Raw genomic sequence first — 26,795 nt, 5'->3', positions numbered from 1 at the left:
CCCGAACCCGCCGTGCAGTCGTGCAATTCATGCAGGAATCGTCCCCGGATATTGCGTCAGCCCGTCGTCGAGCTTCAGCCAGGCGAGCTTCTCCGAGACCCAGATGTGCTCGGTCGGCGCGAAGGCGTTGCGATCGTCGAAGGTCGCCAGCGCGACGCCCGCCAGCGTGCCATTGCGGCGCCAGGCGAACAGCCGCGTGCCGCAGCGCCTGCAGAACACGCGATCGATGTGCTCGGACGACGCATAGCGCTCGGTGTCGCCCTCGACGGTCAGCGCGCGCTGGTCGAACTGCGCGCGGGCGAAATAGGGCGAGCCCATTGCCTTTTGGCACATCCGGCAATGGCAGACGCGAACATTGAGCGGCTCACCTTCCGCCTTGAACCGCACCGCGCCGCACAGGCATCCGCCTTCTCTGATCATGGCGCCCTCAGTAAGTTGCGCGCCCGCCGGAGATGTCGAACACGGCGCCCGTCGAAAACCCGCAGTCCTCGGATGCGAGCCAGCTCACCATCGCGGCGAGCTCCTCCACCAGCACGAAGCGGCCTTTTGGAATCTTCGACAGCATGAAGTCGATATGCTGCTGCGTCATCTGGTCGAAGATCGCGGTCTTCGCAGCCGCGGGCGTCACCGCATTGACGAGAATGTCATGTGCCGCCAGTTCCTTGCCGAGCGACTTCGTCAGCGCGATCAGGCCGGCCTTGGACGCCGAATAGTGCGAGGCGTTGGGATTGCCTTCCTTGCCGGCGATCGAGGCGATGTTGACGATGCGCCCGTATTTTTGCTTGAGCATCGCGGGCACGATCGCCTTGCAGACGATGAAGGGGCCGTCGAGGTTGATGCGCAGAACTTTCCGCCATTCCTCGAGATCGGTCTCCCAGACCGGCTTGTTGACCCCGGCGATGCCGGCATTGTTGACGAGGATGTCGATCTTGCCGAAGGCGGCCAGCGTCGCGTTGCGGGCCTGCTCGACGGCCGCGGTATCGGTGACGTCGACCTTGAAGACGCGGGCATTGTCGCCGATTTCCTTCGCCGTCTTCTCGGCCAGCGCTGCATCAAAATCCCAGATCGCGACGTTGGCGCCGGAGGCGACGAAGCGCTGAACGATGGCGCGGCCAAAGCCCTGCGCGCCGCCGGTGACGATGGCGACACGGCCGTTGAGATCGATCTTGTTCATGCTGGATGCCTTCTGGATGCCTTCTGGATGCCTTGGCGTCAGAGCATGTAGCCGCCGTCGACGACGAGGTCGACGCCGGTGGTGAAGGCGCTCTCGTCACTGCCGAGATAGACCGCCATGGACGCGATCTCGTCGGCGGTGCCGAGCCGGCCCATCTTCTGGCGGGAGACGAACATCTCCTTGCCCTGCGGCCCTTGCGCCGCGGCGCGGTCGAGCATCGAAGGCGTCTCGACGGTGCCGGGGCAGATGCTGTTGCAGCGGATGCCCTTGGTGATGAAGTCGAGCGCGACCGCGCGCGTCAGCAGCGACACCGCGGCCTTCGAGGAGCTGTAGACGTAGCGGTTGGCCGGCGGCCGCAGCGCCGCGCAGGAGGAGATGTTGACGATGCTGCCGCCGCCACCCGCGAGCATGTCCGGCAGGAAGGCCCGGATGGTCCGGTGCATCGACTTGACGTTGAGGTCGAACGAGAAATCAAAATCTTCTTCCGAGCATTCGAGGATCGTGCCGTGGTGCACGAAGCCGGCCGCGTTGAGCAGGATGTCGACCTTGCCGACGCGCTTGGCGAAGGCGTTGACGTCGGCGGTGTTGCGGACGTCGAGCTTGGCGACCTCGGCGATGCCTTCCTTGGTCAGGCCCGCGATGCCGCTCTCGTTGATGTCGGTGGCGATGACGGTTGCGCCTTCACGCGCAAATGCGATGGCGCATGCGCGTCCGATGCCTGCTGCTGCAGCCGTGATGACGGCGCGCTTTCCCTTGAGGCGGTCTGCCATTTGTTGTTCTCCTTGATACTCAGTGCCGTAGCCCGGATGAGCGCGCGAGCGCGATATCCGGGAGCGGATGTCCCGGGTGTCGCTTCGCTCACCCGGGCTACGTGTTCCTAACTCAGTGATTATCCCGCGCCACACCAAAGCTGCCGGCGACGTTCTGGTAATGCGTGGCGAGCTCCATGCAGGCGCCGGTCGCGTGCTGGCCGACGGTGTTGCGATAAAGCTCCTGCCACGGCGTCTGGTTCGGCGGATGCTTGAAGCCGCCATTGGCCTTGAGCTCGGCATGGCGCTTCTTCACCTCGTCGTCGGAGATGAGAATGTTGGCGCTGCCCTTGTTCAGATCGACGCGCACCTTGTCGCCGTTCCTGAGGATCGCGAGCCCGCCATTGGCGGCGGCTTCCGGCGAAGCATTGAGGATCGAAGGCGAGCCCGAGGTGCCCGACTGCCGGCCGTCGCCGATGCAGGGCAGGGACATGATGCCGCGTTTGATCAGCGCCGCAGGCGGCTGCATGTTCACGACCTCGGCGCCGCCGGGATAGCCGATCGGGCCGGTGCCGCGGATGAACAGCACGCAGCGCTCGTCGATCTCGAGCGAGGGATCGTCGATCCGCTCGTGATAGTCCTCAGGCCCCTCGAACACGACGGCGCGGCCTTCGAAGGCATTGAGATCGGTGGGGTTGCTGAGGTAGCGCTCGCGGAATTCCTTGGAGATCACGCTGGTCTTCATAATCGCGGAATCGAACAGATTGCCCTTCAGCACCAGGAAGCCGGCGTCCTTCACCAGCGGCTTGTCGTAAGCCCAGATCACGTCGTTGTCCGGCTTTGGCGCATTGGCGCAGTTCTCGCCGATGCCGCGGCCGTTGACCGTGACAGCGTTCTCGTGGATCCGCTTGTGCTTCATCAATTCGCGCACCACGGCTGGCACGCCGCCGGCGCGGTGGAATTCCTCGCCGAGATAGAAGCCGGCAGGCTGCATGTTGACCAGGAGCGGCACGTCGTGACCGACCTTCTGCCAGTCGTCGATCGAGAGCTCGACGCCGATGTGGCGCGCCAGCGCGTTGATGTGGATCGGCGCGTTGGTCGAGCCGCCGATCGCCGAGTTGATCACGATGCAGTTCTCGAACGCCTCGCGGGTCAGGATGTCCGAAGGCTTGAGGTCTTCCCAGACCATGTCGACGATACGCTTTCCCGTCTCGTAGGCGATCTGGCCGCGCTCGCGGTAGGGAGCGGGGATCGCCGCACAGCCCGGCAGGGAGAAGCCGAGCGCTTCCGCGAGCCCGTTCATGGTGGAGGCGGTGCCCATGGTGTTGCAATGGCCGACCGAGGGCGCCGAGGACGCCACGATCTCCATGAACTCTTCATAGTCGATTTCGCCGGCGGCGAGTCGCTCGCGCGACTTCCAGACGATGGTGCCGGAGCCGGTGCGCTCGCCATTGTGCCAGCCGTTCAGCATCGGCCCGCCCGACAGCACGATCGCAGGCAGGTTGACGGTCGCCGCCGCCATCATGCAGGCCGGGGTGGTCTTGTCGCAGCCGGTGGTCAGCACCACGCCGTCGAGCGGATAGCCGTAGAGGATTTCAACGAGGCCGAGATAAGCGAGGTTGCGGTCGAGCGCGGCGGTCGGGCGCTTGCCAGTCTCCTGGATCGGATGGGTCGGGAATTCCATCGCAATGCCGCCGGCCTCGCGGATGCCTTCGCGGACGCGATGGGCAAGCTCGATATGGTGGCGGTTGCAGGGAGAGAGGTCGTTGCCGGTCTGCGCGATGCCGATGATCGGTTTGCCGGACTGGAGCTCGGAGCGGGTGAGACCATAGTTCAAATAGCGCTCCATATAGAGCGCGGTCATGCCCGGATTATGCGGATTGTTGAACCATTCCTGCGAGCGGAGGTGGCGGCGAGCGCCGTTGCCGGCGGGGGCATGCCCATTGGTCGGTTTTTTTGTCATTGGTTTCTCCTGCAATGCAAACGCACTGGCCTCCGTTTTAGGGTATCGGCTTGTGCGATGCCCAACGGCGCGAGCGACGATTTGCCTGCCCGCTGGCGGGTCGTTTCCTCACAAATCCGATACTAATCATGGCCGCTTGGTAACGCTACCATTTTGTTCGCAGCGCCTATGCCCGAAGCGGCTGGCCGGTTGTCCGACCGCCGGGCCAACGAGCTTTGCCGCTCGATCACCTTGAAGCCGAGATCGAGCACCGGATGCTCCGGGCGCCGTCCGTCGATCGCGTCAATCAGCATGCTGGCGGCCGTGTTGCCCATCTCGTAGCGGTTGGTGCGCACGCTCGTGAGAGTCGGGACGGCGGAGGCCATGAATTCGAGATCGTTGAAGCCGACGATCGCGATCTGTTCGGGGATGGCGATCTCGCGGCGCCTGCATTCGAACAGCACACCCAGCGCGAGGTCGTCATTGGCGCAGAACACCGCGTCCATGCCGGGCTCCCGCGCCAGGAGATCGGTGAACAGGGCGCCTCCGAGCGTTACCGAGGTCGGAGTCGCCGTCGTGACGACGAGGCGTTGCTCGAACAGTCCGGCGTCCTTCATGGCCGAGACGTATCCGTCGAGCCGCCGCTGCACCCGCGGATCCATCCGCGCGCCGACGAAGCCGATCTTGCGGTGACCTTGCGCGAACAGATGCGCAACCGCCGCACGGGCTGCGTCATAGTGCGAAAAGCCAATCATCATGTCGACCGGATGGGGTCCGATCTCCATGATTTGCACGATCGGGCAGTCGGCGGCATCGAGCATCGCGCGCGATTCCGTGGTCTGGTCGATGCCGGTGACAATCAGCCCGGCCGGCTTCTGCGCAAGAAACAGCCGCAGCAGCTTCTCCTCCTGGAGAATACTGTAGCGTGTGTTGGACAGCTGGATCGAGTAACGGCTGTTTTCGGAGGCGTCGTAGATGCCGCGCAGCACGTCGGAGAACACATTATTGGTCAGTGACGGAATCAAGACACCGATCACCTCGGTGCGCTGCGAGGCCAACGCACGTGCCGCCAGGTTCGGCACATAGCCGAGCTCCCTGGCCGCACTCTCGACCCGGGTCCGCTTGGCGACCGATAGCGCCTCGGGATTGCGGAAGAAGCGGGACGCCGTGATCGGGCTTACGCCGGCGAGCTCGGCGACTTCCGCCAGCCGGATTTTGCCTGACTTGGTGCGGTTTCGACCCATTTGCTGCTCTTAACACACTCACTGTCGCAAACAAAGGAACGTTGACAGCGCTACCAGCACAGACTAACCAAAGACAAATTGCCAAAACCGCACAAACTGCCGACAATGTCGCCCGCTAAGGTTGGGCTTCGTCGGTGAAGTCTGAAAAAACAAGACGGTCGCGGCGCGAGATGCGTCGTGGACTTTCGAGGAGGGAGCTAGATGTCGTCTGTGCAAATCCGCGACGTGCGGAAATCGTTCGGCAATTTTGAAGTCCTGCACGGCGTTTCGATTCCGATCGAGGACGGCCAGTTCGTCGTCCTGGTTGGCCCCTCCGGCTGCGGCAAGTCGACGCTTCTGCGCATGCTCGCCGGTCTTGAGAACATCACCTCAGGCACAATCTCGATCGGCGACCGCGTCGTCAACAATGTCCAGCCCAAGGAGCGGGACATTGCGATGGTGTTCCAGAACTACGCGCTCTATCCGCACATGACGGTCGGCGAGAACATGGGCTTCTCGATGAAGCTGCGGGGCGAGAGCACCGAAGAGATCAACAAACGCGTCAAGCGCGCCGCCGAGATCCTTGCGCTGTCGCCGCTGCTCGAACGCTATCCCCGCCAGCTCTCCGGCGGCCAGCGCCAGCGCGTCGCCATGGGCCGCGCCATCGTGCGCGATCCGCAGGTGTTCCTGTTCGACGAGCCCTTGTCGAACCTCGACGCCAAGCTGCGCGTCGCGATGCGCACCGAGATCAAGGAGCTGCACCAGCGGCTGAAGACCACGACGGTCTACGTCACCCACGATCAGATCGAGGCCATGACCATGGCCGACAAGATCGTCGTTATGCACGATGGCATCGTCGAGCAGATGGGTACGCCGCTCGAGCTCTACGACAAGCCCGAGAACCAGTTCGTCGCCGGCTTCATCGGCTCGCCGTCCATGAACTTCCTCAAGGGGCATGTGCGCGTCAATGGCGTTGCGACCTTCGAGGGGCCGAATGGTGTCAAGCTGCCGCTCAGGAACGCGCCGCCGGCGTCCGACGGGCGTCCTGTCGTTTACGGCGTGCGTCCCGAGCATTTCACCATCGCTGACGACGGTGCCGATGCCGAGATCGTCGTGGTCGAGCCGACCGGTTCGGAAACGCAGGTGTTTGCAAAGCTCGGTGGTGAGCAGGTCGTCGCGGTCTTCCGCGAACGTCACCAGTTCAACCCGGGTGACAAGGTCAAGCTGAAGCCCGATCCCTCCGTGATTCATCTGTTCGACGAGGCGACGGGCAAACGCGTGTAGCGGCGCCGAAGAACTGCCCAAGCAGAACTGCCCAATACAAGACGACCCAATACAAATATAAAATTTAGGGAGAGAACGATGAGCGATTTCGACAGGCGAAGTGTGCTTAAAGTCGGTCTGGGCGGCGCGGCGCTGCTGGCCGGCCCGGGCATCGTCCCGGTGCGCGCGGCGGAGTGGACCAACACGCCCGAGCCGAACGCTTCCATCCGCGTGCTGCGCTGGAAGCAGTTCATTCAGGCCGAGTTCGACAAATTCGCCGAGCAGACCAAGGCGTTCTCCGAGAAGACCGGCGTCAAGGTCAAGCTCGAGGCCGAGAGCTGGGAGGACATCCGCCCGAAAGCCGCGGTCGCCGCCAATGTCGGCGCCGGTCCCGACCTGATCATCGGCACGCTCGATGATCCCCATAAATTCCCGGAAAAGCTGATCGACATGACTGACGTCGCCGACTATCTCGGCGCGCAGTATGGCGGCTGGTATCCGGTTGCTGAACGCTACGGCAAGAAGGGCAACAGCTGGATCGCCATTCCGCAGGGCGCGACCGGCGGCTGCCTGAACTACCGCGTCAGCCACGTGAAGGCCGCCGGCTTCGATGAATTTCCCAAGGACACCGCCGGCTTCCTCAAGCTCTGCCAGGCGCTGAAGAAGAACAACACGCCGGCCGGCTTCGCGCTCGGCCATGCCACGGGCGACGCCAACGGCTGGTGCCAGTGGGCGCTGTGGGCCTTCGGCGGCAAGGTCGTCAACGACAAGAACGAGGTCGTGATCGACTCGCCGGAGACGATCGCCGCGCTCGAATACGTCAAGCAGCTCTACGAGACCTTCATCCCCGGCGTGCTGTCGTGGAACGACTCGAACAACAACAAGGCGTTCCTCAATGGCGAGCTCAGCCTGACGCTGAACGGCATCTCGATCTGGACCGTCGGAAAGAACTCGACCGATCCGAAGCAGCAGGAAATCGCCAAGGACATGAACCACGCGCCGATGCCGATCGGTCCCGTGGGCGTGTCGACCGAGCAGCAGAACGTACTCGTCTATTACGGTTACAAGCACTCGAAGTATCCGAAGGCGGTCAAGGAATACATCAAGTTCATGATGGACAAGGCGAACTACGACGCCTGGGAGGTCTCCTCCAACGGCTACGTGTCGCCGCCGCTGCCGGCCTACAACGACAACCCGGTGTGGACGTCGGATCCGAAGATCACGCCGTATCGCGACTGCCTGAAGCGCTGCCGCGACAACGGCTATGCCGGCGATCTCGGCTATGCCTCCGCCGCCGTGATGGGCGACTTCGTCGTCGTCGACATGTTCGCAGAAGCCGCGTCAGGCTCCGTGACGCCGAAGGCGGCAGCCGCACGCGCAGCCGAGCGCGCCAAGCGCTACTACCAGGTCTGATCAGCTCCAATCTACGCGGCGTCCGGTTCGCCGGACGCCGCAACTTTTCGTCGAGGGGAATCCGACATGGCAGTTATGGCCGAGTCCACTGTCGCGCAGGTCAAGCGCAGCAGCTTGTGGACCAGAGCATTCGAGAGCCGGCATTTCCTCGGCGCGATGTTCATGGTGCCGGCGATCGCCATCCTCATCCTGTTTCTGGCCTACCCGCTGGCGCTGGGCTTCTGGCTCGGCATGACGGACACCAAGATCGGTGGCGCCGGGCGCTACATCGGCTTCCAGAATTTCGTCTCGCTGGCGAAGGACTCGGTGTTCTGGCTTTCGGTGTTCAACACCATCTTCTACACGGTCGCCGCCAGCGCGGTGAAATTCGCCATCGGCCTCTATTTGGCGCTGCTGCTCAACGAACGGCTGCCGATGAAGTCGATGGTCCGCGCCATCGTCCTGTTGCCCTTCGTCGTGCCGACGGTGCTCTCTGCGATCGCGTTCTGGTGGATCTATGACAGCCAGTTCTCGATCATCTCCTGGGTGTTGATCAAGGCCGGCCTGATCACACGCTATATCGACTTCCTCGGCGATCCCTGGAATGCGCGCTGGTCGGTCGTCGCCGCCAATATCTGGCGCGGCGTCCCCTTCGTGGCGATTACGCTGCTGGCGGGACTTCAGACCATCTCGCCCTCGCTCTATGAGGCCGCCAATCTCGACGGCGCCACCAATCTGCAGCGCTTCCGTCACATCACGCTGCCGATGCTGTCGCCGATCATCGCGGTCGTGATGACGTTCTCGGTGCTGATGACCTTCACCGACTTCCAGCTGATCTACACCATCACGCGGGGTGGGCCGATCAACTCCACCCATCTGATGGCGACGCTGTCGTTCCAGCGTGCCATCACCGGCGGCAATCTGGGCGAGGGCGCGGCGATCTCGAATGCGATGATTCCGTTCCTGGTCGCGGCGATCCTGCTCAGCTTCTTTGGGCTTCAGCGTTCCCGCTGGCAGCAGGGCGGGAGGGACTGACAATGACTACGGCAGACGACCAAAGCGTCGGAATGGACTACCTCGAAAGCTTCCCACGGAAGTTTTTTCGGGTCTATCTTCCGCTCGGCCTGATCATCTTCTTCCTGCTGTTCCCGTTCTACTGGATGGCGGTCGCGACGTTCAAGCCGGACGCGGAAATGTACGACTACGAAAAGTACAATCCGTTCTGGATCGTGCATCCGACGCTGGAGCACATCAAGAAGCTGTTCTTCGACACCGACTATCCGCTCTGGATGTGGAACACCGTGATCGTCTCGGTGTCGTCGACCTTCATTTCGCTGTTCGCCAGCGTCTGCGCCGCCTACGCGATCGAGCGCTTGCGCTACAAGGGCTCGCGCTATGTCGGCCTTGCGATCTTCCTCGGCTATCTCGTGCCGCCCTCGATCCTGTTCATCCCGCTGGCGGCGATCGTGTTTCAGCTCGGGCTGTTCGATGGCAATCTGGCGCTGATCCTGACCTATCCGACCTTCCTGATCCCGTTCTGCACCTGGCTGCTGATGGGCTATTTCCGCACCATCCCCTATGAGCTGGAGGAGTGTGCGCTGATCGACGGGGCGACGCGGCTGCAGATTCTGATGAAGATCACGCTGCCGCTGTCGCTGCCGGGCGTGATCTCGGCGGGCATCTTCGCCTTCACGTTGTCCTGGAACGAGTTCATCTACGCGCTGACCTTCATCTCCTCGTCCGAGAACAAGACGATCCCCGTCGGCGCGATCACCGAGCTCGTCAATGGCGACGTCTACCATTGGGGTGCGCTGATGGCGGCGGCTCTGACCGGCTCGGTTCCCGTAGTTATCCTTTATTCCTTCTTCGTGGAGTATTATGTGTCGGCGATGACCGGCGCCGTGAAGGAATGATCGCGGGGCCTGCCTTGAGAGCGCGCCAGGACGAATCGCCGAAATCGGCGCGTTCCGGCCAATAAAAAGGAGTAGGCTCTTGCACATTCTGGTTCTGGGCGCCGCCGGCATGGTCGGCCGCAAATTGTGCGAACGGTTGTTGCGTGACGGCCGGCTCGGCAAGAGCGACATCACCAAGCTGACGATGCATGACGTGGTCGAGCCGAAGGCGCCGGAAAAAGCCGGTTTCGCCGTCGAGACCGTATCGAGCGATTTCGCCGTGCCGGGTGCGGCCGAAAAGCTGATCGCCGGCCGTCCGGACGTGATCTTTCATCTCGCCGCGATCGTCTCGGGCGAAGCAGAGCTCGATTTCGACAAGGGCTACCGCATCAATCTCGACGGCACGCGGATGCTGCTCGATGCCGTCAGGCTCGCAGGCGGCGGCTACAAGCCGCGCGTGGTCTTCACGTCCTCGATCGCGGTGTTCGGCGCGCCGTTCCCTGATGCGATCGGCGACGAGTTCTTCCACACGCCGCTTCTGAGCTACGGTACGCAGAAGGCAATCGGCGAATTGCTGCTGGCCGACTATTCCCGCCGCGGCTTCCTCGACGGCATCGGTATCCGCCTGCCGACCATCTGCATCAGGCCCGGCCTGCCCAACAAGGCGGCATCAGGCTTCTTCTCCAACATCCTGCGCGAGCCGCTGGCCGGCAAGGAAGTGGTCCTTCCCGTGTCCGAGGACGTCCGCCACTGGCATGCCACGCCGCGCTCCGCCGTCGGCTTCCTGCTGCATGCCGGCACCATGGACCTCGCCGCGGTGGGGCCGCGTCGTAATTTGACCATGCCGGGCCTGTCGGCGACGGTTGGCGAGCAGATCGCTGCGCTGAAACGCGTTGCCGGCGACAAGGTCGCCGCCCGCATCAAGCGCGAGCCCGATCCCTTCATCGTCGGCATCGTCGGCGGCTGGCCACGCAACTTCAATGCAAAGCGGTCGCTCGAGCTCGGCTTCACCACGGCCGAGAAGACATTCGACGACATCATCCGCATTCACATCGAAGACGAGCTCGGCGGCAATTTCGTCGCGTGATCTCTGACTGAGCGGGTAAAGTGATGGCGAGCGTTGCTTGCATCGGCGAATGCATGGTCGAGCTCCGGCAGGCCCAGGGTGGACAATCCGCCGGACATTACAGCGGGCAGGGCGGGGGCCTCTACTCGCGCGGATTCGGCGGCGACACTCTCAACACGGCCGTGTACCTCGCGCGGCTCGAGGTCAAGGTCGATTATTTCACCGCGCTCGGCGACGATGCCCTGAGCGACGAGATGATCGCGTCCTGGACTGCGGAGGGCGTCGGCACGAGGCGCGTCGCGCGGCTGCCGGGCAAGCTGCCCGGCCTCTACATGATCCAGCTGGATGCGAAGGGCGAGCGCCAGTTCTTCCACTGGCGCGACAGTGCGGCGGCACGCCAGCTGATGAATCTGCCGGAGACGGACGATCTCCTCAACTCCCTGATGAGCTACGACATCGTTTATCTCTCCGCGATCACGCTCTCGATCTACGACGCGGCCGGGCGCGAGCGCCTGTTCGCGGCGATCAAGCGCGCGCGCCTGCTCGGCACCCGCTTCGTGTTCGACACCAATTTTCGCGCGCGGGGATGGCCGGATCGCGATGTCGCGCGCGAGGTGTTTTCAGCGGCCTTCGCGGCTGCCGACATCGTGCTGACCTCGACCGAGGATCTGCTCGCCCTCTATCCCGGCGAGAGCCGCGAGCAGTTGATGGCGCGCATCCCGAGCCCCGAGCTGGTGTTCCGGCTCGCCGAGCCGGTCAGCCTGTTGCGCTTTCCCGGGGGGCCCTACGAGGTCCGCGCCGAGCCCATGACCAAACCCGTGGTCGACACCACCGCGGCCGGCGACAGCTTTGCGGCGGCCTATATCGCGGCGCGGCTCGCCGGTTCCGACCCGGTCGAGGCCGCCCAGGCCGGGCACCGCCTCGCCAGCCTCGTGATCTGCTATTCCGGCGCCATCATTCCGGGTTATGCCATGCCGCCGAAGAAACGGCACCGGCCGGCGACCACGCGTCAAGCGACCAAGTGAAACGAAAGCCAAGATGACCACGACTGCCCAACAGAACCACCTCGCCGCGCTGTTCAAGGCCGCGACCGTCATTCCCGTCCTCACCATCGAGCGTATCCAGGATGCTGTGCCGCTGGCGCGTGCGCTGGTGGCCGGCGGCGTCCGCACGCTGGAGGTGACCATGCGTACCCCTGTTGCGATCGAGGCTGCGAGGGCGATGATGGCCGAGGTGCCCGAGGCGGTGGTCGGCATCGGCACGATTCTCAATCCGGCCGACTTTACGCGTGTCGAGAAGCTCGGCGTCGCCTTCGGCATCAGCCCGGGCTTGACCCCGGACCTGTTGAAGGCCGCCACCCATAGCTCCTTGCCGTTTGCGCCGGGTATCGCCACCGCCTCCGAGCTGATGATGGCGCTGTCCTACGGCTTCGACATTGCAAAATTTTTCCCGGCCGAGCAGGCCGGCGGCATCAAGGGGCTGCGCTCGCTGGGTGGGCCGTTCCCGAACGTGCGGTTCTGCCCGACCGGCGGGGTCGGCGAGGCCAATGCGGCAACCTGGCTCGCGGAGCCCAATGTGGTCGCGGTCGGCGGTTCCTGGCTGTGCCCGACGGCGGAGATCAGGGCCGGGAACTGGGCCGGCATAACTGCCATCTGCCAGCGCACCCTCCAGGCCCTTAAACCCGCGTGAAGTCTTGCCATCGCTGGGCTAAGACTTAGGTCAGCAAGAGACCGCCAGGGAGAAAGACCATGACCGCCAGCATCGTCGGATGGGCGCATACGCCGTTCGGCAAGTTCGACACCGAGACCGTGGAAAGCCTCGTGGTGAAGGTCGCCAATGAGGCGCTGGCGGATGCCGGCATTTCGGCTGGCGATGTCGACGAGATCGTGCTCGGCCATTTCAACGCCGGCTTCTCGCCCCAGGATTTTACCGCCTCGCTGGTGCTCCAGGCCGACCCGAAGCTGCGCTTCAAGCCGGCGACCCGGGTCGAGAACGCCTGCGCCACCGGCTCCGCCGCCGTCCATCAGGGCGTGCGCGCGATCGCGGCCGGCGCGGCCAGGATTGTCCTCGTTGTCGGCGTCGAGCAGATGACGCGCACGCCGGGGCCGGAGATCGGCAAGAACTTGCTCAAGGCGTCCTATCTGCCTGAGGACGGCGACACCGTCGGCGGCTTCGCCGGCGTGTTCGGCAAGATCGCCAGCTCCTATTTCCAGAAATACGGCGACCAGTCCGATGCACTGGCACTGATCGCGGCCAAGAACCACAAGAATGGCGTCGCCAATCCCTTCGCCCAGATGCGCAAGGATTTTGGCTTCGAGTTCTGCCGCGCCGAGAGCGAGAAGAACCCCTACGTTGCCGGCCCCCTGAAGCGCACCGACTGCTCGCTGGTCTCAGACGGTGCCGCTGCCCTGGTGCTGGCCGACGCGGAAACCGCCAAGGGCATGAGCAAGTCGATCGGCTTCCGCGCCACCGCGCACGCCCAGGATTTCCTGCCGATGTCCAAGCGCGACATCCTCCAGTTCGAGGGCTGCACGGTCGCCTGGCAGCGCGCGCTGGAGAAGGCGGGCGTTACACTTTCCGATCTCTCCTTCGTCGAGACCCATGACTGCTTCACCGTCGCCGAGCTGATCGAGTACGAAGCGATGGGCCTGACGCCGAGGGGGCAGGGCGCCCGCGCCATCAAGGAAGGCTGGACGCTCAAGGACGGCAAGCTGCCGGTCAATCCATCCGGTGGCCTGAAGGCCAAGGGCCATCCGATCGGCGCCACCGGCGTCTCCATGCACGTGATGACCGCGATGCAGCTCGCCGGCCAAGCGCCCGAGGGCATGCAGCTCAAGAATGCAAAACTCGGCGGCATCTTCAACATGGGCGGTGCGGCGGTTGCCAACTACGTCTCCGTGCTGGAGCCGCTGAAGTAAGGCTGCGTAGGGTGGGTTAGCCCTGCAGATGCGCGACGCGCATCTGCTCGGCGTAACCCACCACCTTTCTTTCCTCGGCGACAAAGTTGGTGGATTGCGCCTTCGGCTAATCCACCCTACGGCCTTTGCGCTAGATCATGGTGGGCACGCTTCGCTTTGCCCACCCTACGGCTCTGATTGATTCGCGGGACATGCATCATGAGCAATGACTACGAAGATTCGCTGTCGATGGACGCACTCAACGATCGCATCGCGATTCTCGAGGACAATATCCGCCAGCTCATCGAGCAGGCTGCGGCCGCCTCGGGTGAGCAGAACGAGTCGCGGATCGCGGACCGCATCAACCAGCAGAATGAGGAGCTCGACCGTCTCCTCAAGATTCGCGAATCCCGTCAGAAGAAATAGCGGCCCTTCGCCGCCGGCGCATGCGGCCATACGCCGGCCGCCCTTGCGCAGGCGCCGCCGCTGCCGTTAGCTGGACCGAAATCGCAGGGCTCACTTGAGCCCGCAATCGGGAGCGAACGATGGGGCCGCTGAAGGGCATCAAGGTCGTCGACATGACCACCGTGCTGATGGGTCCCTATGCGACCCAGATGCTCGGCGACTACGGCGCAGACGTCATCAAGGTGGAATCTCTGGACGGCGACGTCACCCGCCTGATCGGTCCGATGCGGCACGCCGGCATGGGCCCGGTGTTCCTCAACACCAACCGCAGTAAGCGCTCGATCTGCCTCGACCTGAAGAAGCCCGCAGGCCGCGAGGCCGTGCTGCGCTTGCTGAAAGACGCCGACGTTCTCGTCTACAACGTCCGCCCGCAGGCGATGGCGCGGCTTCAGCTCGGCTATGACGTTGTCTCGAAGATCAATCCGCGTCTGGTCTATGCCGGCGTGTTCGGCTTCGGCCAGGACGGGCCGTATGCTGCAAAGCCCGCCTATGACGATCTGATCCAGGGCGCCACCGCGCTGCCGGCTCTGATGGCGCAGACCGGTGACGGCGTGCCGCGCTATGTGCCGAACGCACTGGTCGATCGCATCGTCGGCCTCACCGCCGTGGGCGCGATCTGCGCCAGCCTCGTGCACCGCGACCGCACCGGCCGCGGCCAGCGCGTCGACATCCCGATGTTCGAGACCATGGCCGGCTTCGTCATGGGCGACCACATGGGCGGGCTCACCTACGAGCCCCCGCTCGACAAGGGTGGTTACGCCCGCCACCTCTCGCGCGACCGCCGGCCCTACAAGACATCAGACGGCTATCTCAGCGTCATCGTCTACAACGACAAGCAGTGGGAGAACTTCTTCAAGGCGACGGGACGCGACGATCTGCGGGCCGACGCGATGTTCGCGACATTCGCCGGCCGCGCCGCCAATATCGACGTGGTCTATGCCGAGCTCGCGCGCATCTTCGAGACGCGTTCCACAACGGAATGGATCGACCTGCTCACCAAGGCCGACGTGCCTGTGATGCCGATGCACGATCTCGCGTCGATGCTGCACGATGAGCATCTGGAGGCGACCGGCTTTTTCCCGGTGGTGAACCATCCAACCGAAGGGCCGATCCGGAGCATGAGGGTGACGGCGACCTGGTCCGAGACCGAAGCCGAACCGGCGCGGCTCGCGCCGCAGCTCAACGAGCACGGCGCGGAAATCCTGCGTGAGGTCGGCTATTCCGCCGACGAGATCGACGCCATGGTCCGCGATGGCGTCACCCGTTCGCCGCCCCGGAATGACGATGCACAGGTGCGTCCGTGAGCTTCATCACCGGTGTCGGCCTCACGCCTTTCGGCAGGCACGAAGGTTCGTCCTCGCTCGACCTGATGAGCAGGGCCGCGCAAACCGCGCTCGACGATGCCGGGCTCAAGCGCGCCGACATCGACGGCATCCTCTGCGGCTACTCCACCGTGTCGCCGCACATCATGCTGGCGACCGTCTTTGCCGAGCATTTTGGCATCCGGCCCGCTTACGCCCATGCCGTCCAGGTCGGCGGCGCGACCGGGCTCGCGATGACGATGCTCGCCCATCATCTCGTCGAAGCGGGCGTCGCCCGCAATGTGCTCGTGGTCGCCGGCGAGAACCGCCTCACCGGGCAGAGCCGCGATGCCTCAATCCAGGCGTTGGCGCAGGTCGGCCATCCCGACTACGAGATGCCGCTTGGCCCGACCATTCCCGCCTATTACGGCCTGGTCGCGAACAGATACATGCACGAATACGGCGTGACGGAAGAAGACCTCGCCGAATTCGCGGTGCTGATGCGCGCCCACGCCTGCACCCATCCCGGTGCGCAATTCCACGAACCCATCACGGTCGCCGAAATCATGGCCTCCAAGCCGGTGGCAATGCCGCTGAAGCTGCTCGATTGCTGCCCGGTGTCCGACGGCGGCGCAGCCTTCGTCATCAGCCGCGAGCGGACAGGAGAGGCCGGCGTGCGCATTCGCGGCTGTGCCCAGGCCCATACCCATCAGCATGTCACCGCAGCGCCGCGCTTAAGCGAGTTCGGCGCCGAGATCTCCGTCGCCCGCGCCAGGGAGGCCACCGGCCTGGCGATTTCCGACGTGCGCTACGCGGCGATCTACGACAGCTTTACCATCACGCTCGCGATGCTGCTGGAAGACCTTGGTCTCGCTGGCCGCGGCGAAGCAGCCGCACGCGTGCGCGCAGGCCATTTCAGCCGCGACGGCGCAATGCCGCTGAACACCCATGGCGGCCTGCTCAGCTACGGTCATTGCGGCGTGGGTGGCGCCATGGCGCATCTGGTCGAGGCCCATCTGCAGATGACGGGACGGGCGGCGAATCGCCAGGTGCGCGACGCCTCGATCGCGCTGCTGCACGGCGACGGCGGCGTGCTGTCGTCCCACGTGACCATGTTCCTGGAGCGGGTGCGATGAGCGAGCATCTCAACGACTGGACCAAGGGTGAAGAGGCCATCACCTTCCAGACCTGCACCCCATGCGGCCATGTGCAGTATTTTCGTCGCGCCTTCTGCGCGGCCTGCGGCGCGTCCGATCCGCGCGCGCAGCGCGCCAGCGGCAAGGGCACGGTCTACGCGACGTCGCTGGTCTGCCGCGCCGCGACGCCCGAGACGCGCGCGCACGTGCCCTACAACATCCTGCTGGTCGATTGCGCCGAGGGCTTTCGCATGATGGCGCATGGTGAGAATGATCTCGCCATCGGCGATGAGGTCAATGCGAGCTTCAAGCTGTTCGCCGGAAAGATTGTGCCGTTCTTCGCCAAAGACAGATAGCGAACTTTGAATGCTCGAGCGTAGCCCGGATGGAGCGCAGCGAAATCCGGGGTTTTCACCTCACCGATAGACTTTCCCGGATTGCGCTTCGCTCCATCCGGGCTACCGCAACAACGCGAGCGGTGGGATCCGTCATTCGGGGGCGGTCCTGAGAGACCGAGCCTGGAACGGGAATTCTGGGCCTGGCCTGTGCGAGGGCCACCCCGGAATGACGAAAGCTCTCACCCGACTCTTAACTAGCGCCCGTAGAACAGGATGCTGGCGATGACGAGCATCGCCATCACCGCCAGCATATGCGCGAACGCTTCCGAGGCCGCCCCCTTGGTGGCTTCCTTCATGCCGTTTTCTCCCTAGACTTGGGCGTGACTCATCGATGCGCGGTTAGCGCCCAACGGCCAATTGTTTTTACTCGGAACACCCCTTGCGAGTATCCGCCGCGATCAAGTCCCCACGCGGCGAATATCGACTGTGCCAAGGTCGTTCAGCAATGCGGCGGCATTTTGACTCGATGTTGTTGCTCCTGCGGACGCGCAAGAATACAGTTTCGTGGAACTTTCGCCGCTAACGACAAAAAGCATCAAAGGCTTAGGGAAAAACTTCAGGAAAATCATGGCCCGCATCAACTACAGCGACCCATCCAAAGCATCCGACCGTACCCGCGAGATCCTCGACAAGAATCGCAATGCCAACATCTTCCGCATGATGTCGCATTCGCCGAGCTACTTTGAGCAATACTGTCGTCTTGGCGGTGCCATCCGCCACAAGGGCGAGCTCGATCCGATCGTGCGTGAGCTCGCGATCACTCGCACTGGCATCCTGTGCGAGGCGCCGTATGAGATCGTGGCGCACAAGCGCATCGGCAAGAATGTCGGCGTCACCGACGAGCAGAACGAGGCGCTTGAGAACTGGCAAGCCGCGAGCTGTTTCGACGAGACGCAACGCGCCGCACTCGCCTTCACCGACGAGATCGTCAAGCTGAACAAGCCGACCGATGCGACCTTCAAGGCGATCTCATCGAAACTGACGTCGGCCGCGCTCGTCGAGCTGCAGCTCTCTGTCGGCTTCTACATCATGACATCAAAGTTTCTGGAGACCTTTGAGATCGACCTTCAGCCGGTCACTGAAGTGGTAGGCTGATCGAGCAATTGCTGTGAGGGACGCTCATGACGATCGATGAATATGCCGCCTGGGCTGCAACGATTGCGAAAGTCGATGAGCGTCCGTCCAACGAACGGCTGTCCTATCTCGGGCTCGGTCTCGCCGGCGAATCCGGCGAAGTCGCCGACCACATCAAGAAGCTGCTCCGCGATGACTGGCTCGACCAGGCGGGCCTCGTCGAAGAGCTAGGTGATGTCATCTATTACTGGGCATGCCTGTGCGTGGCGACCGGCCAGCAGCCATCGGAGCTGCTCAAGACCAGTGCCGCCAAGATCAAGCGGCGGATCAGCGAGGCGGCGAGCCGCTAGACCGCTCAGGTCGACGTCAGGATATCCACCCTGGCGTTGGCGACGATCAGGCGGTCGGCGAGAAGCTGCGCAAGATTGCGCATGACCCGCTCGCTGGCGTGCGGGTGCTGCTTGCGGAAGCGTTCGAAATCCTTCAGCGGCACCTCGAACGCCGTCGCTGCCATATCGGCGAAGACGTCCGCGGAGCGGGTGGTCTCGATCAGCGCCATCTCGCCGAACGCCATGCCGGCGGTGAGTGTTGCCAGCCGCACGCCGTCCGGCAGGGTGACATGCACCGCGCCGCTGCGCAGGAAGAACAGGGAATCGGCTGCGGCGCCAGTGGTGAGGATTTTCGCGCCAGACTGATAGGTCCGGATCGTGCAGATCGAGGCGAGGTCGGTCAGCTCTTCCTCGCTCATGCCGGCCAGCAGCGGCTGCTCGGCAAGCTCGGTGGTCTCGTGGAAATCGATCGAGCCTCCGTGCCGATAGATGATCTGGTCTTCGGCCCATTCGATCGCTGTGTCGAGCAAATAGAAGTCGCGGACGTTCTTGAGCTCGGCGGTCCATTCCCGCAGGCTGTCCCATTCCTTGGAGGCGCGCCTGACGCCTGACAGGACGACGGTCACATTCAGCGCCGCGAGTTCCTCGAACGCTTCGGCTACCAGCCGCGCCCCGGCGCGTGTGGTGGATGTGACGCGGTGGAGATCGAAGATCACGAATTGCGGCCGCGGCCGGCCCGCAAGCCGGCGCGAGACATAGTCGACCGCCGACAGCGACAGCGTGCCGACAAGCTCGATGATCCGCACATCTTGCTCGTGGGCCGCAAGAATATCGCGCTCCTGCGGGCGGCGCACGCGCCGCGACGGGCTCTTGCCGATGTCGTAATCGGCGATGACGGCGTTGCGCGCGTCGTCGCTGCGGTTGAGCATGTGCAAATCGTAATGCGAGGACAGCGCCTCGCACACCTTGATGCCGCGCACGCTGTTGCCGTGCTTGTCGAGCCTTGGCGAATAGCTGCCGAGCCCGAGGCGGGCGGGGAGGGCGGCGAGGATTCCGCCGCCGACGCCGCTCTTGGCGGGGATGCCGATCCGGTAGATCCATTCGCCGGCATAGTCGTACATGCCCGACGACGTCATCACCGAGAGCGTGCGCGAGATCGCATACGGCGTCAGCACCTGCTCGCCGGTGACGGGGTTGACGCCGCGATTGGCGAGGGTTGCCGCCATCACCGCGATGTCGCGCGCGGTGACCAATACCGCGCATTGCCGGAAATAGACGTCGAGCACGGCGGCGACATCGTCCGAGATCACCGCATTGGTCTTGAGGAGATAGCCGATGGCGCGATTGCGGTCGCCGGTCTGGCTTTCGGAAGCGTAGACGGCCTCGTCGACGGCGAGGTCGCGGCCGGCAAAACGACTGAGCGCGAGGCGAATGTGCTCGAAAGCGTCCGGACCCTTGCTGTCGTGGATCAGCCCGGTGCAGGCGATCGCGCCGGCATTGACCATCGGGTTGAACGGATGGTTCTCCGAGTTGAGCCGGATCGAGTTGAAGGGATCGCCGGAGGGCTCGACGCCGATCGCGCTCTCGACCCTGTTTGCGCCGAGCAGGTCCAGCGCCAGTGCGAACACGAACGGCTTTGACATCGACTGGATGGTGAAGGGCACCCTGGAGTCACCGACCTCGTAGACATGACCGTCCAGGGTCGCGAGGCTGATCCCAAAACAGGCAGGATCGGCCTTGCCGAGCTCGGGAATGTAGTCGGCCACCGCGCCCGAGGTCTCCGCCGAGAATTCGTTGAGGCAATTGTCCAGAAACCGCAGCAAAGGCGGCTTCGAACGGGTCCATGCGGTGGCGAGAGGCGAAAGCGGTTTCATCGCCTCTCTTTGTGCAACGCAATCAGGGCACGCGCAACCCGTTCGGCACCATGGATTGCCGCCGGACCAGCAGCAGGGCGAGCAAAACCGTGGGCACGAGGATGGCGAGGCCGAGCGCCGTCACCTGCATCTGCGACAGCGGCATGATGCCGCCGCCGGGGGTGGCCACCACGAACCCGCCGATCACCAGCAGCACGCGGATCGGCCATTCCAGCGCACCGGCGCCGCGGAGATCGCCGACGAAGGGCTGGTAGCCCTGGATGCCGCCGCAGATGAACAGCGTGCCGAACGCCGCAAGCGCCATCAAGCCGAGGCCGGCGAAATAGGGGCTCGGCCCCTGCAGCACCAGCGCGGGATTGAGCACGAAGAAGAACGGGATGAAATAGATGATGCTGCCGACCCACATCGATTCCCAGCCCGTCTTCATCGCCGGCGAGCCGGCAATACCTGCCGCCGCGAACGAGGCGATCGCCACCGGCGGGGTGATCGACGACAGCATGCCCCAGTAGAAGATGAACATGTGCACGGCCATCTTGTTCAGCCCGAGCTTCTCCAGCGCCGGTGCGACCAGGATGGCGAGGAAGATGTAGCAGGCCGTCGTGGTCAACCCGAGGCCGAGGATCAGGCTGGTGAGGGCGCACATGCCGAGCAGCAGGAACGGATTGTCACCGGCAATGCGCAGCAAATCGTTGGCGAGGCTCGACACCACGCCGGTCATCGAGAAGGCGCCGATCAGCAGGCCGCAGCCGGCGAGGATGCCGACGAGCTCGACGAAGGTGCGGCCGTTGACCTCGAGGAATTTGCCGATGGTCGCGACGGTCCAGCGCGTGTCCTTTGCGAACAGCTGGTTGAGGACCAGAAGCAGGGCGGTGGCGTAGAACGGCGCATGGCTCTCGCGCTTGAAGTAGAGCAGCATGACGATCAGGAGCGCGATCACGAAGACGTAGTACCAGCCGTCCCGGATCGTATCCATGACCCGCGGCAGCTCCGCGCGCGGAATGCCCTTCAGCCCGTGTCGTGCGGCATAGGAATCGACCTGCATGAACAGGCCGACGTAATAGAGCGCGGCCGGAATGATGGCGGCGATCGCGACATCGGCGTAGCTGACATTGAGGAATTGCGCGATCACGAAGGCGGTCGCGCCCATCACCGGCGGCGCCAGCACCGCGCCGGTCGAGGCACAGGCCTCGATCGCGCCGGCATAGGAAGCGCGAAATCCGCTCTTCTTCATCACCGGAATGGTCATGGTGCCGGCGGTGAGCACGTTGGAGATGATCGAGCCCGACATCATGCCGAGCAGGCCGCTGGCGAAGATGCAGACCTTCGCCGCGCCGCCGCGGAAGGTGCCACACAGCGCGAAGGCGAGATTGATGAAGAACTTTCCGGCGCCGGTCATCATCAGCGCGGTGCCGAATACCAGGAATCCGATCACGGTGTCGGCAAAGGCCTGGATGGGAATGCCGAGCAGGCTCTCGCCCGACAGCACATGATAGGCGGTCGCCTGCTCCAGCGTCGACTGCGTGCCGCGGAACGGACCTAACCAGCTGGATTCTGCGAACAGCGGATAGACGGTGAAGGGAAGTACGCTCAGGAGCAGGCTCCAGCCGCCCGTCCGGCGCAGCGCCTCCATCAGCATCACCCACATCACGAGACCCGCGGCGGTCACGCTGTTCGGCGCCCCCCCGAATTCCCAGCCCGCTTCCGCGGCCTTGCGGACGTTCGACATCAACACGAGCGCCGCGGCAAAAGTCACGACAAAGCAGAGAAGGTCATACCAGGGAATGCGGTCAAGCGGCGCGCGCGGGGTCCCCGGGAAGATCAGGAACGTGAACGGCAGCATCAGGGCGATCAGGAGATAGAAGTACTCGGTGTTGAGCTGGGTGTAGCCGACGAAGAAGCGCAGCGAGAATTGCTGGTTGATGCAGAGCAGGATGGTCGCGGCGGTCGCGACGACGAGCATCCAGCGCCAGGCACCGCGCAAGCTTCGCACGCGCGTGACCTCCGCTTCCTGCATGTTGCCGGCCGCGCCATGCGGATCGTCGAACACGATCCGCTTGGCCTCGTCCTGCGCGGCGGTGGAGACTGAAGCAGACGACATGATCGACCCCGCGCGTGGACAATTGACGCTGAGAACTAGTCCTCGAACCCGTTCGGCATGTCGGCCTTCGCAAGCGCGGCGGCACGCGCCTTCATCCAGCCGTCGAGGAACGCCTTGTCATCCGCAGGCGGGTTGGACTTTCCGTAGTCGGTCCACGCGGCACCAAGCACCTCTTGCCGCTTGATCAGTCTGTTGTTGTGCGTGTCCTGCGCGTCGCTCCATTGCCCGGCTTCCTTCAGCGCCTTCACCGCGCCGGGATGCACCGGAACCACCCAGTTCTTGGTCTGGCGATCGGCCGCAAGCCCGCTGGCGCCGGGCGCGGCGTCCTTGTAGGAATCATAGTTCACGATCATGGCCTTGGTGATCGCATAGACCTGGGCGGGGGCTTGCGAGGCGTAGGCGACGAAAATCGGGTAGGGGTAGTTGCCGAGCTCGATGGGTTTGTCCGGCGAGATGCCGGCGCCGCAGGTCGCGGTCTGCGGGAAGAAGAACGAGCCAACCTTCTGCATCCGCGCCCAGCCTTCCTTGTCCTTGGCGGGCAGCGGCGGCCAGATCAGGCCGCGCGGCGAGGTCTCGGCTTCCTTGGCGGGGCCGGTGATCGTGGTGCCGAAGGCCGCGTCGGTGTCGTTGTTGATCAGGCCCTTCCACATCGCGCCGTAGCTTGCGAACTCGACGATCTTGACGTCCTTCTGCGTCAGGCCGGCGAAGGCGAGCACGGCGAGCGAGTTCTGGTTCAGCGCCGGCGAGCCGACGACGAATCCGACGCGCTTGCCCTTGAGGTCCTTGAGCTCCTTCACGCCTGTATCCGCGGCCACGCCGAGCGTGCCGCAATTGCAGTCGACGGATGAGAGCAGGATCTGAAGCGGTTGCGGGCCCCATTCCCTGGAGCCGAATTCGAACACGCCTTCTTGTGCGAAATAGGTCCCCGATCCCATCGCCGCGGAGACCGCGCGCTTGGCGCGCAGCGGCGCCAGACGCGCGACGTCGTTGCCTGCGGGCAGCACGCGCACATCGGTCGAGTATTTGTCCTTCATCATCTTGCCGACGCCGACCGCGATGTTGAAGCCGGCGGTGCCGGTGTCATAGGCGGTGAACGTCAATGTCGCCGGCAGCTTGATGTCTTCGGCGGCTGCATAGCGTGTAGACGCAAAAGAAAGGCCTGCCACTAAGGCAGGCGCGAGCATGACCAGCCCACGACGCATGTTTCCCTCCAATGATCCTCGCGTTTGCCGCGACGATTTTCTTTCTTTGTTTGAAACAGGTTTTGTTTGATTCCGATCATGTCATCGCGATCAGGCGATGGCAACGCCGTACCGCGAACGCAGCAATGAGGCTGACAGAATGTCGCGGAAACGACGGAGAATGCAGTCAGTTCGCGACGATCGCGATCGCCTGTCCCTCGGCAACGACATCGTCGAGCTTGACCAGAAGCGATGTGATCTCGCCGCTCGCAGGAGAAAGCACAGGTATCTCCATCTTCATCGCTTCGACCACCACAATCTCATCACCATCCGCAACGGTTCCTCCAACTTGCACGGGAGTTGAGCAGATGCGACCCGCGATCTCCGTGACGATCTTAATCTCTGGCATGCCATCGCCTTCTTCTTGTGGTCGCAAAATGCCTGAGGTAGTTTCTTCTGCAAGCGGAATTTAATTCCGCACAGCGGAACAAGCGGTAGGGATCATGGGACGACGTTCAGAGCGGTTGAGTAGACAAGGTGCGCTCGCCGGCGATGCCGGCGAGGGTGATGTCATCCAAGTGGTGTCGCGCGCGTTCGACGTGTTGCGATGCTTCGAGGGCCACGATAGCAGGCTCGGCAATCTCGAAATTTCAAACCGCTGCGGCCTGCCGCGCTCGACCGTGTCGCGGCTCACGCACACGCTGACGCGAATGGGTCAGCTGGTCTATCTGCCGCGCGATCAGAAATATCGCATCGGCCCGAGCGCGGTGGCGATGAGCGCCTCGATGATGAAGGGCGCGCAGCTGCGCAGCATGATTCGCCAGCGGCTCCAGGAAGTCGCCGAGCAACTGCCCGGCACGGTCGGCTTCGTGGTCCCCGATCGCTTCCATCTGGTCTATCTCCAGTTTGCGCGCTCGGCCTCGGCACTCGGCCTGCACGAGGGCACCGGCAGCCGCATCTCGATGGCCTCGACTGCTGCGGGCGCAGCCTACACCGCGGCATTGGCGCCCGAGGTCGGCGATGCCTTCATCGCGGACATGGAGCGGGAAGCTCCCGAGGCCGCGAAAATCTTGCGGCCGCGCATCGAGGCCAACCGGCAGTCGCTGCATGAGCGCGGCTATGTCGTGGCGTGCGGTCTGTGGAGCCCGCACATCAACGGGCTCGCGGTGCCGATCTGGTCGCCGCAGTATCAGACGTTTGTGGTGATCACGATCGGTCTTCTGTCGTCGATGTATGACGAGCAGCGTCTGCATGCCGAAGTCGCCCCGTTGATGGTCGCGCTCGGCCGCTCGCTCGGCAGCCTGATGGACGGCGCCGAGGGCGACGTATTCAACGCCCGCATCCCGCGCAAACCAGTCGCCATGGCCGTGCACAATAACAACAAGCCGATCAATTCGGAGGGAGTGAATGAACTGGAAGTCGGAACTCGACGAGCTCGCCCGGCGCGAAGCCTTCGCGCGGGAGATGGGCGGCGTTGACAAGGTCAAGCGTCAGCATGACCAGGGCCGACTGACTGTTCGGGAACGTATCGACAGACTGACCGACAAAGGCAGCTTTCACGAGATCGGCGCCGTCGCCGGCGTCGGCGAGTACGATTCCAGCGGCGAGTTGCAGAAATTGACGCCGGCGAACTGCGTGTTCGGCCGCGCGCGCGTCGAAGGCCGCACCGTCGTCGTGGTCGGCGACGATTTCACCGTGCGCGGCGGCTCGGCGGACGCGTCCATCTCCGCAAAACCGCTGATGGCGGAGGAGATGGCGCATGATCTCCGCCTGCCCATCATCCGCATCATCGAAGGCTCGGGCGGCGGCGGCTCGGTCAAGACCATCGAGACCAAGGGCGCGGCGAACTTGCCGGGCGGCATCGGCGGCACACGCTGGTATCGCTTCACAACGGAGAATTTGTCGCGCGTGCCCGTGGTCGCGCTCGGCCTCGGCTCGGTCGCAGGGCTCGGTGCCGCGCGTCTTGCCGCCAGCCACTATTCCATCATGACCCGAAAGTCGGCGATGTTCGTCGCAGGCCCGCCGGTGGTGAAGGCGCTGGGGCAGGACCTCTCGAAGGAAGAGCTCGGCGGCGCCGACATCCAGACCCGCGCCGGTGCGGTCGATCATGCCGTCGACACGGAGGAGGAGGCCTTTGCCTGCGCGCGGCGATTCTTGTCCTATCTGCCGTCGTCGGTTGACGGGCTGCCGCCGACCTTGCCCTGCACCGACAATCCGGAGCGCACCGAAGAGGCGCTGATGAGCGCGGTGCCACGCAACCGCAAGCAGGTCTACAAGATACGGCCGATCGTCGAACAGGTCGTGGACAAGGGCTCGTTCTTCGAGGTCGGCAAGAATTTCGGCAAGCCGATCATTGTCGGTCTCGCGCGGCTCGAGGGCAGGGCGGTGATGGTGCTTGCCAGCGACAGCTTTCACTATGGCGGCTCCTGGACGGCGGATGCCTGCCAGAAGGTGGTGCGCTGGGTGGACTTCGCCGAGACCTTCCATTTGCCGATCGTCTATCTCATGGACTGCCCCGGCTTCATGATCGGCCTCGATGCGGAGAAGGCGGGCACCATCCGCCATGGCGTTCGCGCCATGGCCGCGGTCAACCAGACCACGGTGCCCTGGTGCACGGTGATCCTGCGCAACGCCTTCGGCGTTGCCGGCGTGGTGCATCAGCCCGCCGACCGCTTCTCGATCCGCTATGCCTGGCCGTCGGCCTATTGGGGCTCGCTCCCGCTGGAAGGCGGCATCGAAGCCGCCTATCGCGCGGACATCGACGCGGCCGAGGACAAGGCGGAGAAGCTGAAAGAGATCGAGGACCGACTCAACAAGCTGCGCTCGCCGTTCCGCTCCGCCGAAAAGTTCTGGGTCGAGGAGATCATCGATCCCAGGAAGACGCGGTCGCTGTTGTGCGAGTTTGCGCGGCTGGCGGAGCCGCTGCGAAAGGCAGGGCCGCCCGGGAATTTCTCGATCAGGCCGTAGCTTCAGCTGTCCCGGCGAGCCGCTGATGCCGACCTCAGCCCAATTGCGATTGGGCAAAATTGATCTATCGCAACGCCACGCGTCCCATTGTCTGCAAGCGTCTCGTTCGGAACGAGGGAGAGACGTCATGACAAATGCGAGTAACGCACTGCTTTGGACGGCCATATTTTTCGGTCTGTCGTTCGCTGCAATTTTTGTAGTCTGGTTTGCCGAGCGGTTGCGCGCGGGCTTCGTGAGGAAGCCGTAAAGCCTCCCAGGTTCGGTAGCTCGTCAGTTGCTGACCGGACGGCGGATGCCTGCCGCCGGGCGATGCCTTCGGCATCTGTGCTCGCACTTTGTCGCGGCAGCGATGACGTGACCTCAAACCAATAACG

Annotated in this window: 25 protein-coding genes; 16 read left to right on the top strand and 9 right to left on the bottom strand. The window is 63.9% G+C overall.

What is annotated here, in order from left to right; all coding sequences use genetic code 11:
- Nucleotides 1-27 precede the first annotated feature (27 nt).
- The 5 genes from AC0L3J_RS06725 to gntR form a co-directional block, all read right to left on the bottom strand.
- The gene (locus AC0L3J_RS06725; protein WP_473346525.1) at nt 28-420 is read right to left on the bottom strand and encodes a GFA family protein; all 393 of its coding nucleotides are present in this window, start codon (nt 418-420) and stop codon (nt 28-30) included.
- Between the two features lie 7 nt (nt 421-427).
- Nucleotides 428-1,174 carry an SDR family NAD(P)-dependent oxidoreductase gene (locus AC0L3J_RS06720; protein ID WP_473346524.1) on the bottom strand — a complete coding sequence of 249 codons (747 nt, stop codon included), beginning with the start codon at nt 1,172-1,174 and terminating at the stop codon, nt 428-430.
- A 38-nt stretch (nt 1,175-1,212) separates the two neighbouring features.
- Nucleotides 1,213-1,944 carry an SDR family oxidoreductase gene (locus AC0L3J_RS06715; RefSeq protein WP_473346523.1) on the bottom strand — a complete coding sequence of 244 codons (732 nt, stop codon included), beginning with the start codon at nt 1,942-1,944 and terminating at the stop codon, nt 1,213-1,215.
- Between the two features lie 112 nt (nt 1,945-2,056).
- A complete protein-coding gene (locus AC0L3J_RS06710; protein ID WP_473346522.1) occupies nt 2,057-3,886 on the bottom strand; it encodes an IlvD/Edd family dehydratase in 1,830 nt (609 codons plus the stop codon).
- A 122-nt stretch (nt 3,887-4,008) separates the two neighbouring features.
- Nucleotides 4,009-5,109 (bottom strand): HTH-type transcriptional regulator GntR, encoded by a 1,101-nt coding sequence (gene gntR, locus AC0L3J_RS06705; RefSeq protein ID WP_473346521.1) that lies wholly within the window; start codon nt 5,107-5,109, stop codon nt 4,009-4,011.
- 201 nt (nt 5,110-5,310) lie between these two features.
- Between gntR and AC0L3J_RS06700 the strand changes: the two genes are divergently transcribed.
- The 14 genes from AC0L3J_RS06700 (at nt 5,311) to AC0L3J_RS06635 (ending at nt 18,322) form a co-directional block, all read left to right on the top strand.
- Complete coding sequence (locus AC0L3J_RS06700) at nt 5,311-6,372, top strand: ABC transporter ATP-binding protein (protein WP_473346520.1); 1,062 nt, start codon at nt 5,311-5,313, stop codon at nt 6,370-6,372.
- 78 nt (nt 6,373-6,450) lie between these two features.
- Nucleotides 6,451-7,764, top strand: a complete 1,314-nt coding sequence (locus AC0L3J_RS06695) for an ABC transporter substrate-binding protein (RefSeq protein WP_473346519.1) — start codon at nt 6,451-6,453, stop codon at nt 7,762-7,764.
- 66 nt (nt 7,765-7,830) lie between these two features.
- Nucleotides 7,831-8,778, top strand: coding sequence for a carbohydrate ABC transporter permease (locus tag AC0L3J_RS06690; RefSeq protein ID WP_456764775.1), 948 nt, complete (start codon nt 7,831-7,833; stop codon nt 8,776-8,778).
- A gap of 2 nt (nt 8,779-8,780) precedes the next feature.
- The gene (locus AC0L3J_RS06685; RefSeq protein ID WP_007592322.1) at nt 8,781-9,656 is read left to right on the top strand and encodes a carbohydrate ABC transporter permease; all 876 of its coding nucleotides are present in this window, start codon (nt 8,781-8,783) and stop codon (nt 9,654-9,656) included.
- A 79-nt stretch (nt 9,657-9,735) separates the two neighbouring features.
- Nucleotides 9,736-10,722 (top strand): D-erythronate dehydrogenase, encoded by a 987-nt coding sequence (gene denD / locus AC0L3J_RS06680; RefSeq protein ID WP_027517385.1) that lies wholly within the window; start codon nt 9,736-9,738, stop codon nt 10,720-10,722.
- A 23-nt stretch (nt 10,723-10,745) separates the two neighbouring features.
- Nucleotides 10,746-11,726 carry a sugar kinase gene (locus AC0L3J_RS06675; protein WP_473346518.1) on the top strand — a complete coding sequence of 327 codons (981 nt, stop codon included), beginning with the start codon at nt 10,746-10,748 and terminating at the stop codon, nt 11,724-11,726.
- Between the two features lie 13 nt (nt 11,727-11,739).
- Nucleotides 11,740-12,390: a bifunctional 4-hydroxy-2-oxoglutarate aldolase/2-dehydro-3-deoxy-phosphogluconate aldolase gene (gene eda / locus AC0L3J_RS06670; protein ID WP_204510940.1), complete on the top strand. Its 651-nt coding sequence runs from the start codon at nt 11,740-11,742 to the stop codon at nt 12,388-12,390.
- A 59-nt stretch (nt 12,391-12,449) separates the two neighbouring features.
- Nucleotides 12,450-13,619: an acetyl-CoA acetyltransferase gene (locus AC0L3J_RS06665; RefSeq protein ID WP_027569542.1), complete on the top strand. Its 1,170-nt coding sequence runs from the start codon at nt 12,450-12,452 to the stop codon at nt 13,617-13,619.
- 198 nt (nt 13,620-13,817) lie between these two features.
- Complete coding sequence (locus AC0L3J_RS06660; RefSeq protein WP_027517389.1) at nt 13,818-14,024, top strand: hypothetical protein; 207 nt, start codon at nt 13,818-13,820, stop codon at nt 14,022-14,024.
- A 119-nt stretch (nt 14,025-14,143) separates the two neighbouring features.
- Complete coding sequence (locus tag AC0L3J_RS06655) at nt 14,144-15,367, top strand: CaiB/BaiF CoA transferase family protein (protein ID WP_473346517.1); 1,224 nt, start codon at nt 14,144-14,146, stop codon at nt 15,365-15,367.
- Complete coding sequence (locus AC0L3J_RS06650; protein WP_473346515.1) at nt 15,364-16,500, top strand: thiolase family protein; 1,137 nt, start codon at nt 15,364-15,366, stop codon at nt 16,498-16,500. Before AC0L3J_RS06655 ends, AC0L3J_RS06650 begins: the two co-directional genes overlap by 4 nt.
- Nucleotides 16,497-16,856: a Zn-ribbon domain-containing OB-fold protein gene (locus tag AC0L3J_RS06645; protein ID WP_473346514.1), complete on the top strand. Its 360-nt coding sequence runs from the start codon at nt 16,497-16,499 to the stop codon at nt 16,854-16,856. Before AC0L3J_RS06650 ends, AC0L3J_RS06645 begins: the two co-directional genes overlap by 4 nt.
- Before the next feature lie 609 nt (nt 16,857-17,465).
- On the top strand, nt 17,466-17,993 hold the full coding sequence (locus AC0L3J_RS06640) for a carboxymuconolactone decarboxylase family protein (protein ID WP_456764770.1): 528 nt from the start codon (nt 17,466-17,468) through the stop codon (nt 17,991-17,993).
- Between the two features lie 26 nt (nt 17,994-18,019).
- Nucleotides 18,020-18,322 carry a nucleoside triphosphate pyrophosphohydrolase family protein gene (locus AC0L3J_RS06635; protein ID WP_026233761.1) on the top strand — a complete coding sequence of 101 codons (303 nt, stop codon included), beginning with the start codon at nt 18,020-18,022 and terminating at the stop codon, nt 18,320-18,322.
- A 5-nt stretch (nt 18,323-18,327) separates the two neighbouring features.
- Here AC0L3J_RS06635 and glsA read toward each other — a convergent pair whose 3' ends face one another.
- The 4 genes from glsA to AC0L3J_RS06615 all read right to left on the bottom strand — a co-directional run bounded on the left by glsA (nt 18,328) and on the right by AC0L3J_RS06615 (nt 23,863).
- The gene (gene glsA / locus AC0L3J_RS06630) at nt 18,328-20,175 is read right to left on the bottom strand and encodes a glutaminase A (protein ID WP_473346513.1); all 1,848 of its coding nucleotides are present in this window, start codon (nt 20,173-20,175) and stop codon (nt 18,328-18,330) included.
- Between the two features lie 22 nt (nt 20,176-20,197).
- Nucleotides 20,198-22,273, bottom strand: coding sequence for a TRAP transporter permease (locus tag AC0L3J_RS06625; RefSeq protein WP_473346512.1), 2,076 nt, complete (start codon nt 22,271-22,273; stop codon nt 20,198-20,200).
- 35 nt (nt 22,274-22,308) lie between these two features.
- A complete protein-coding gene (locus tag AC0L3J_RS06620; RefSeq protein WP_473346511.1) occupies nt 22,309-23,475 on the bottom strand; it encodes a TAXI family TRAP transporter solute-binding subunit in 1,167 nt (388 codons plus the stop codon).
- Nucleotides 23,476-23,641: 166 nt separating this feature from the next.
- Nucleotides 23,642-23,863, bottom strand: a complete 222-nt coding sequence (locus tag AC0L3J_RS06615; RefSeq protein ID WP_247408262.1) for an acyl-CoA carboxylase biotin carboxyl carrier protein subunit — start codon at nt 23,861-23,863, stop codon at nt 23,642-23,644.
- A 94-nt stretch (nt 23,864-23,957) separates the two neighbouring features.
- Here AC0L3J_RS06615 and AC0L3J_RS06610 point away from each other — a divergent pair, with 94 nt between their 5' ends.
- Nucleotides 23,958-24,932 carry an IclR family transcriptional regulator gene (locus AC0L3J_RS06610; protein ID WP_247286556.1) on the top strand — a complete coding sequence of 325 codons (975 nt, stop codon included), beginning with the start codon at nt 23,958-23,960 and terminating at the stop codon, nt 24,930-24,932.
- The gene (locus AC0L3J_RS06605; protein WP_473346509.1) at nt 24,862-26,421 is read left to right on the top strand and encodes an acyl-CoA carboxylase subunit beta; all 1,560 of its coding nucleotides are present in this window, start codon (nt 24,862-24,864) and stop codon (nt 26,419-26,421) included. The genes AC0L3J_RS06610 and AC0L3J_RS06605 overlap by 71 nt, the downstream gene beginning before the upstream one ends.
- The last annotated feature ends 374 nt before the right edge of the window (nt 26,422-26,795 follow it).

Source organism: Bradyrhizobium sp. Kon37, from assembly GCF_055807535.1.
Note: the sequence above shows the minus strand (reverse complement) of the source record. Positions and strands in the feature narration are given on the sequence as shown.

Excerpts from the sequence above, each read along its gene's own strand:
- AC0L3J_RS06725 (WP_473346525.1), bottom strand. The coding sequence starts at position 420 with ATGATCAGAGAAGGCGGATGCCTGTGCGGCGCGGTGCGGTTCAAGGCG.
- AC0L3J_RS06720 (WP_473346524.1), bottom strand. The coding sequence starts at position 1,174 with ATGAACAAGATCGATCTCAACGGCCGTGTCGCCATCGTCACCGGCGGC.
- AC0L3J_RS06715 (WP_473346523.1), bottom strand. The coding sequence starts at position 1,944 with ATGGCAGACCGCCTCAAGGGAAAGCGCGCCGTCATCACGGCTGCAGCA.
- AC0L3J_RS06710 (WP_473346522.1), bottom strand. The coding sequence starts at position 3,886 with ATGACAAAAAAACCGACCAATGGGCATGCCCCCGCCGGCAACGGCGCT.
- gntR (WP_473346521.1), bottom strand. The coding sequence starts at position 5,109 with ATGGGTCGAAACCGCACCAAGTCAGGCAAAATCCGGCTGGCGGAAGTC.
- AC0L3J_RS06700 (WP_473346520.1), top strand. The coding sequence starts at position 5,311 with ATGTCGTCTGTGCAAATCCGCGACGTGCGGAAATCGTTCGGCAATTTT.
- AC0L3J_RS06695 (WP_473346519.1), top strand. The coding sequence starts at position 6,451 with ATGAGCGATTTCGACAGGCGAAGTGTGCTTAAAGTCGGTCTGGGCGGC.
- AC0L3J_RS06690 (WP_456764775.1), top strand. The coding sequence starts at position 7,831 with ATGGCAGTTATGGCCGAGTCCACTGTCGCGCAGGTCAAGCGCAGCAGC.
- AC0L3J_RS06685 (WP_007592322.1), top strand. The coding sequence starts at position 8,781 with ATGACTACGGCAGACGACCAAAGCGTCGGAATGGACTACCTCGAAAGC.
- AC0L3J_RS06675 (WP_473346518.1), top strand. The coding sequence starts at position 10,746 with ATGGCGAGCGTTGCTTGCATCGGCGAATGCATGGTCGAGCTCCGGCAG.
- eda (WP_204510940.1), top strand. The coding sequence starts at position 11,740 with ATGACCACGACTGCCCAACAGAACCACCTCGCCGCGCTGTTCAAGGCC.
- AC0L3J_RS06665 (WP_027569542.1), top strand. The coding sequence starts at position 12,450 with ATGACCGCCAGCATCGTCGGATGGGCGCATACGCCGTTCGGCAAGTTC.
- AC0L3J_RS06660 (WP_027517389.1), top strand. The coding sequence starts at position 13,818 with ATGAGCAATGACTACGAAGATTCGCTGTCGATGGACGCACTCAACGAT.
- AC0L3J_RS06655 (WP_473346517.1), top strand. The coding sequence starts at position 14,144 with ATGGGGCCGCTGAAGGGCATCAAGGTCGTCGACATGACCACCGTGCTG.
- AC0L3J_RS06645 (WP_473346514.1), top strand. The coding sequence starts at position 16,497 with ATGAGCGAGCATCTCAACGACTGGACCAAGGGTGAAGAGGCCATCACC.
- AC0L3J_RS06640 (WP_456764770.1), top strand. The coding sequence starts at position 17,466 with ATGGCCCGCATCAACTACAGCGACCCATCCAAAGCATCCGACCGTACC.
- AC0L3J_RS06635 (WP_026233761.1), top strand. The coding sequence starts at position 18,020 with ATGACGATCGATGAATATGCCGCCTGGGCTGCAACGATTGCGAAAGTC.
- glsA (WP_473346513.1), bottom strand. The coding sequence starts at position 20,175 with ATGAAACCGCTTTCGCCTCTCGCCACCGCATGGACCCGTTCGAAGCCG.
- AC0L3J_RS06625 (WP_473346512.1), bottom strand. The coding sequence starts at position 22,273 with ATGTCGTCTGCTTCAGTCTCCACCGCCGCGCAGGACGAGGCCAAGCGG.
- AC0L3J_RS06620 (WP_473346511.1), bottom strand. The coding sequence starts at position 23,475 with ATGCGTCGTGGGCTGGTCATGCTCGCGCCTGCCTTAGTGGCAGGCCTT.
- AC0L3J_RS06615 (WP_247408262.1), bottom strand. The coding sequence starts at position 23,863 with ATGCCAGAGATTAAGATCGTCACGGAGATCGCGGGTCGCATCTGCTCA.
- AC0L3J_RS06610 (WP_247286556.1), top strand. The coding sequence starts at position 23,958 with ATGGGACGACGTTCAGAGCGGTTGAGTAGACAAGGTGCGCTCGCCGGC.
- AC0L3J_RS06605 (WP_473346509.1), top strand. The coding sequence starts at position 24,862 with ATGAACTGGAAGTCGGAACTCGACGAGCTCGCCCGGCGCGAAGCCTTC.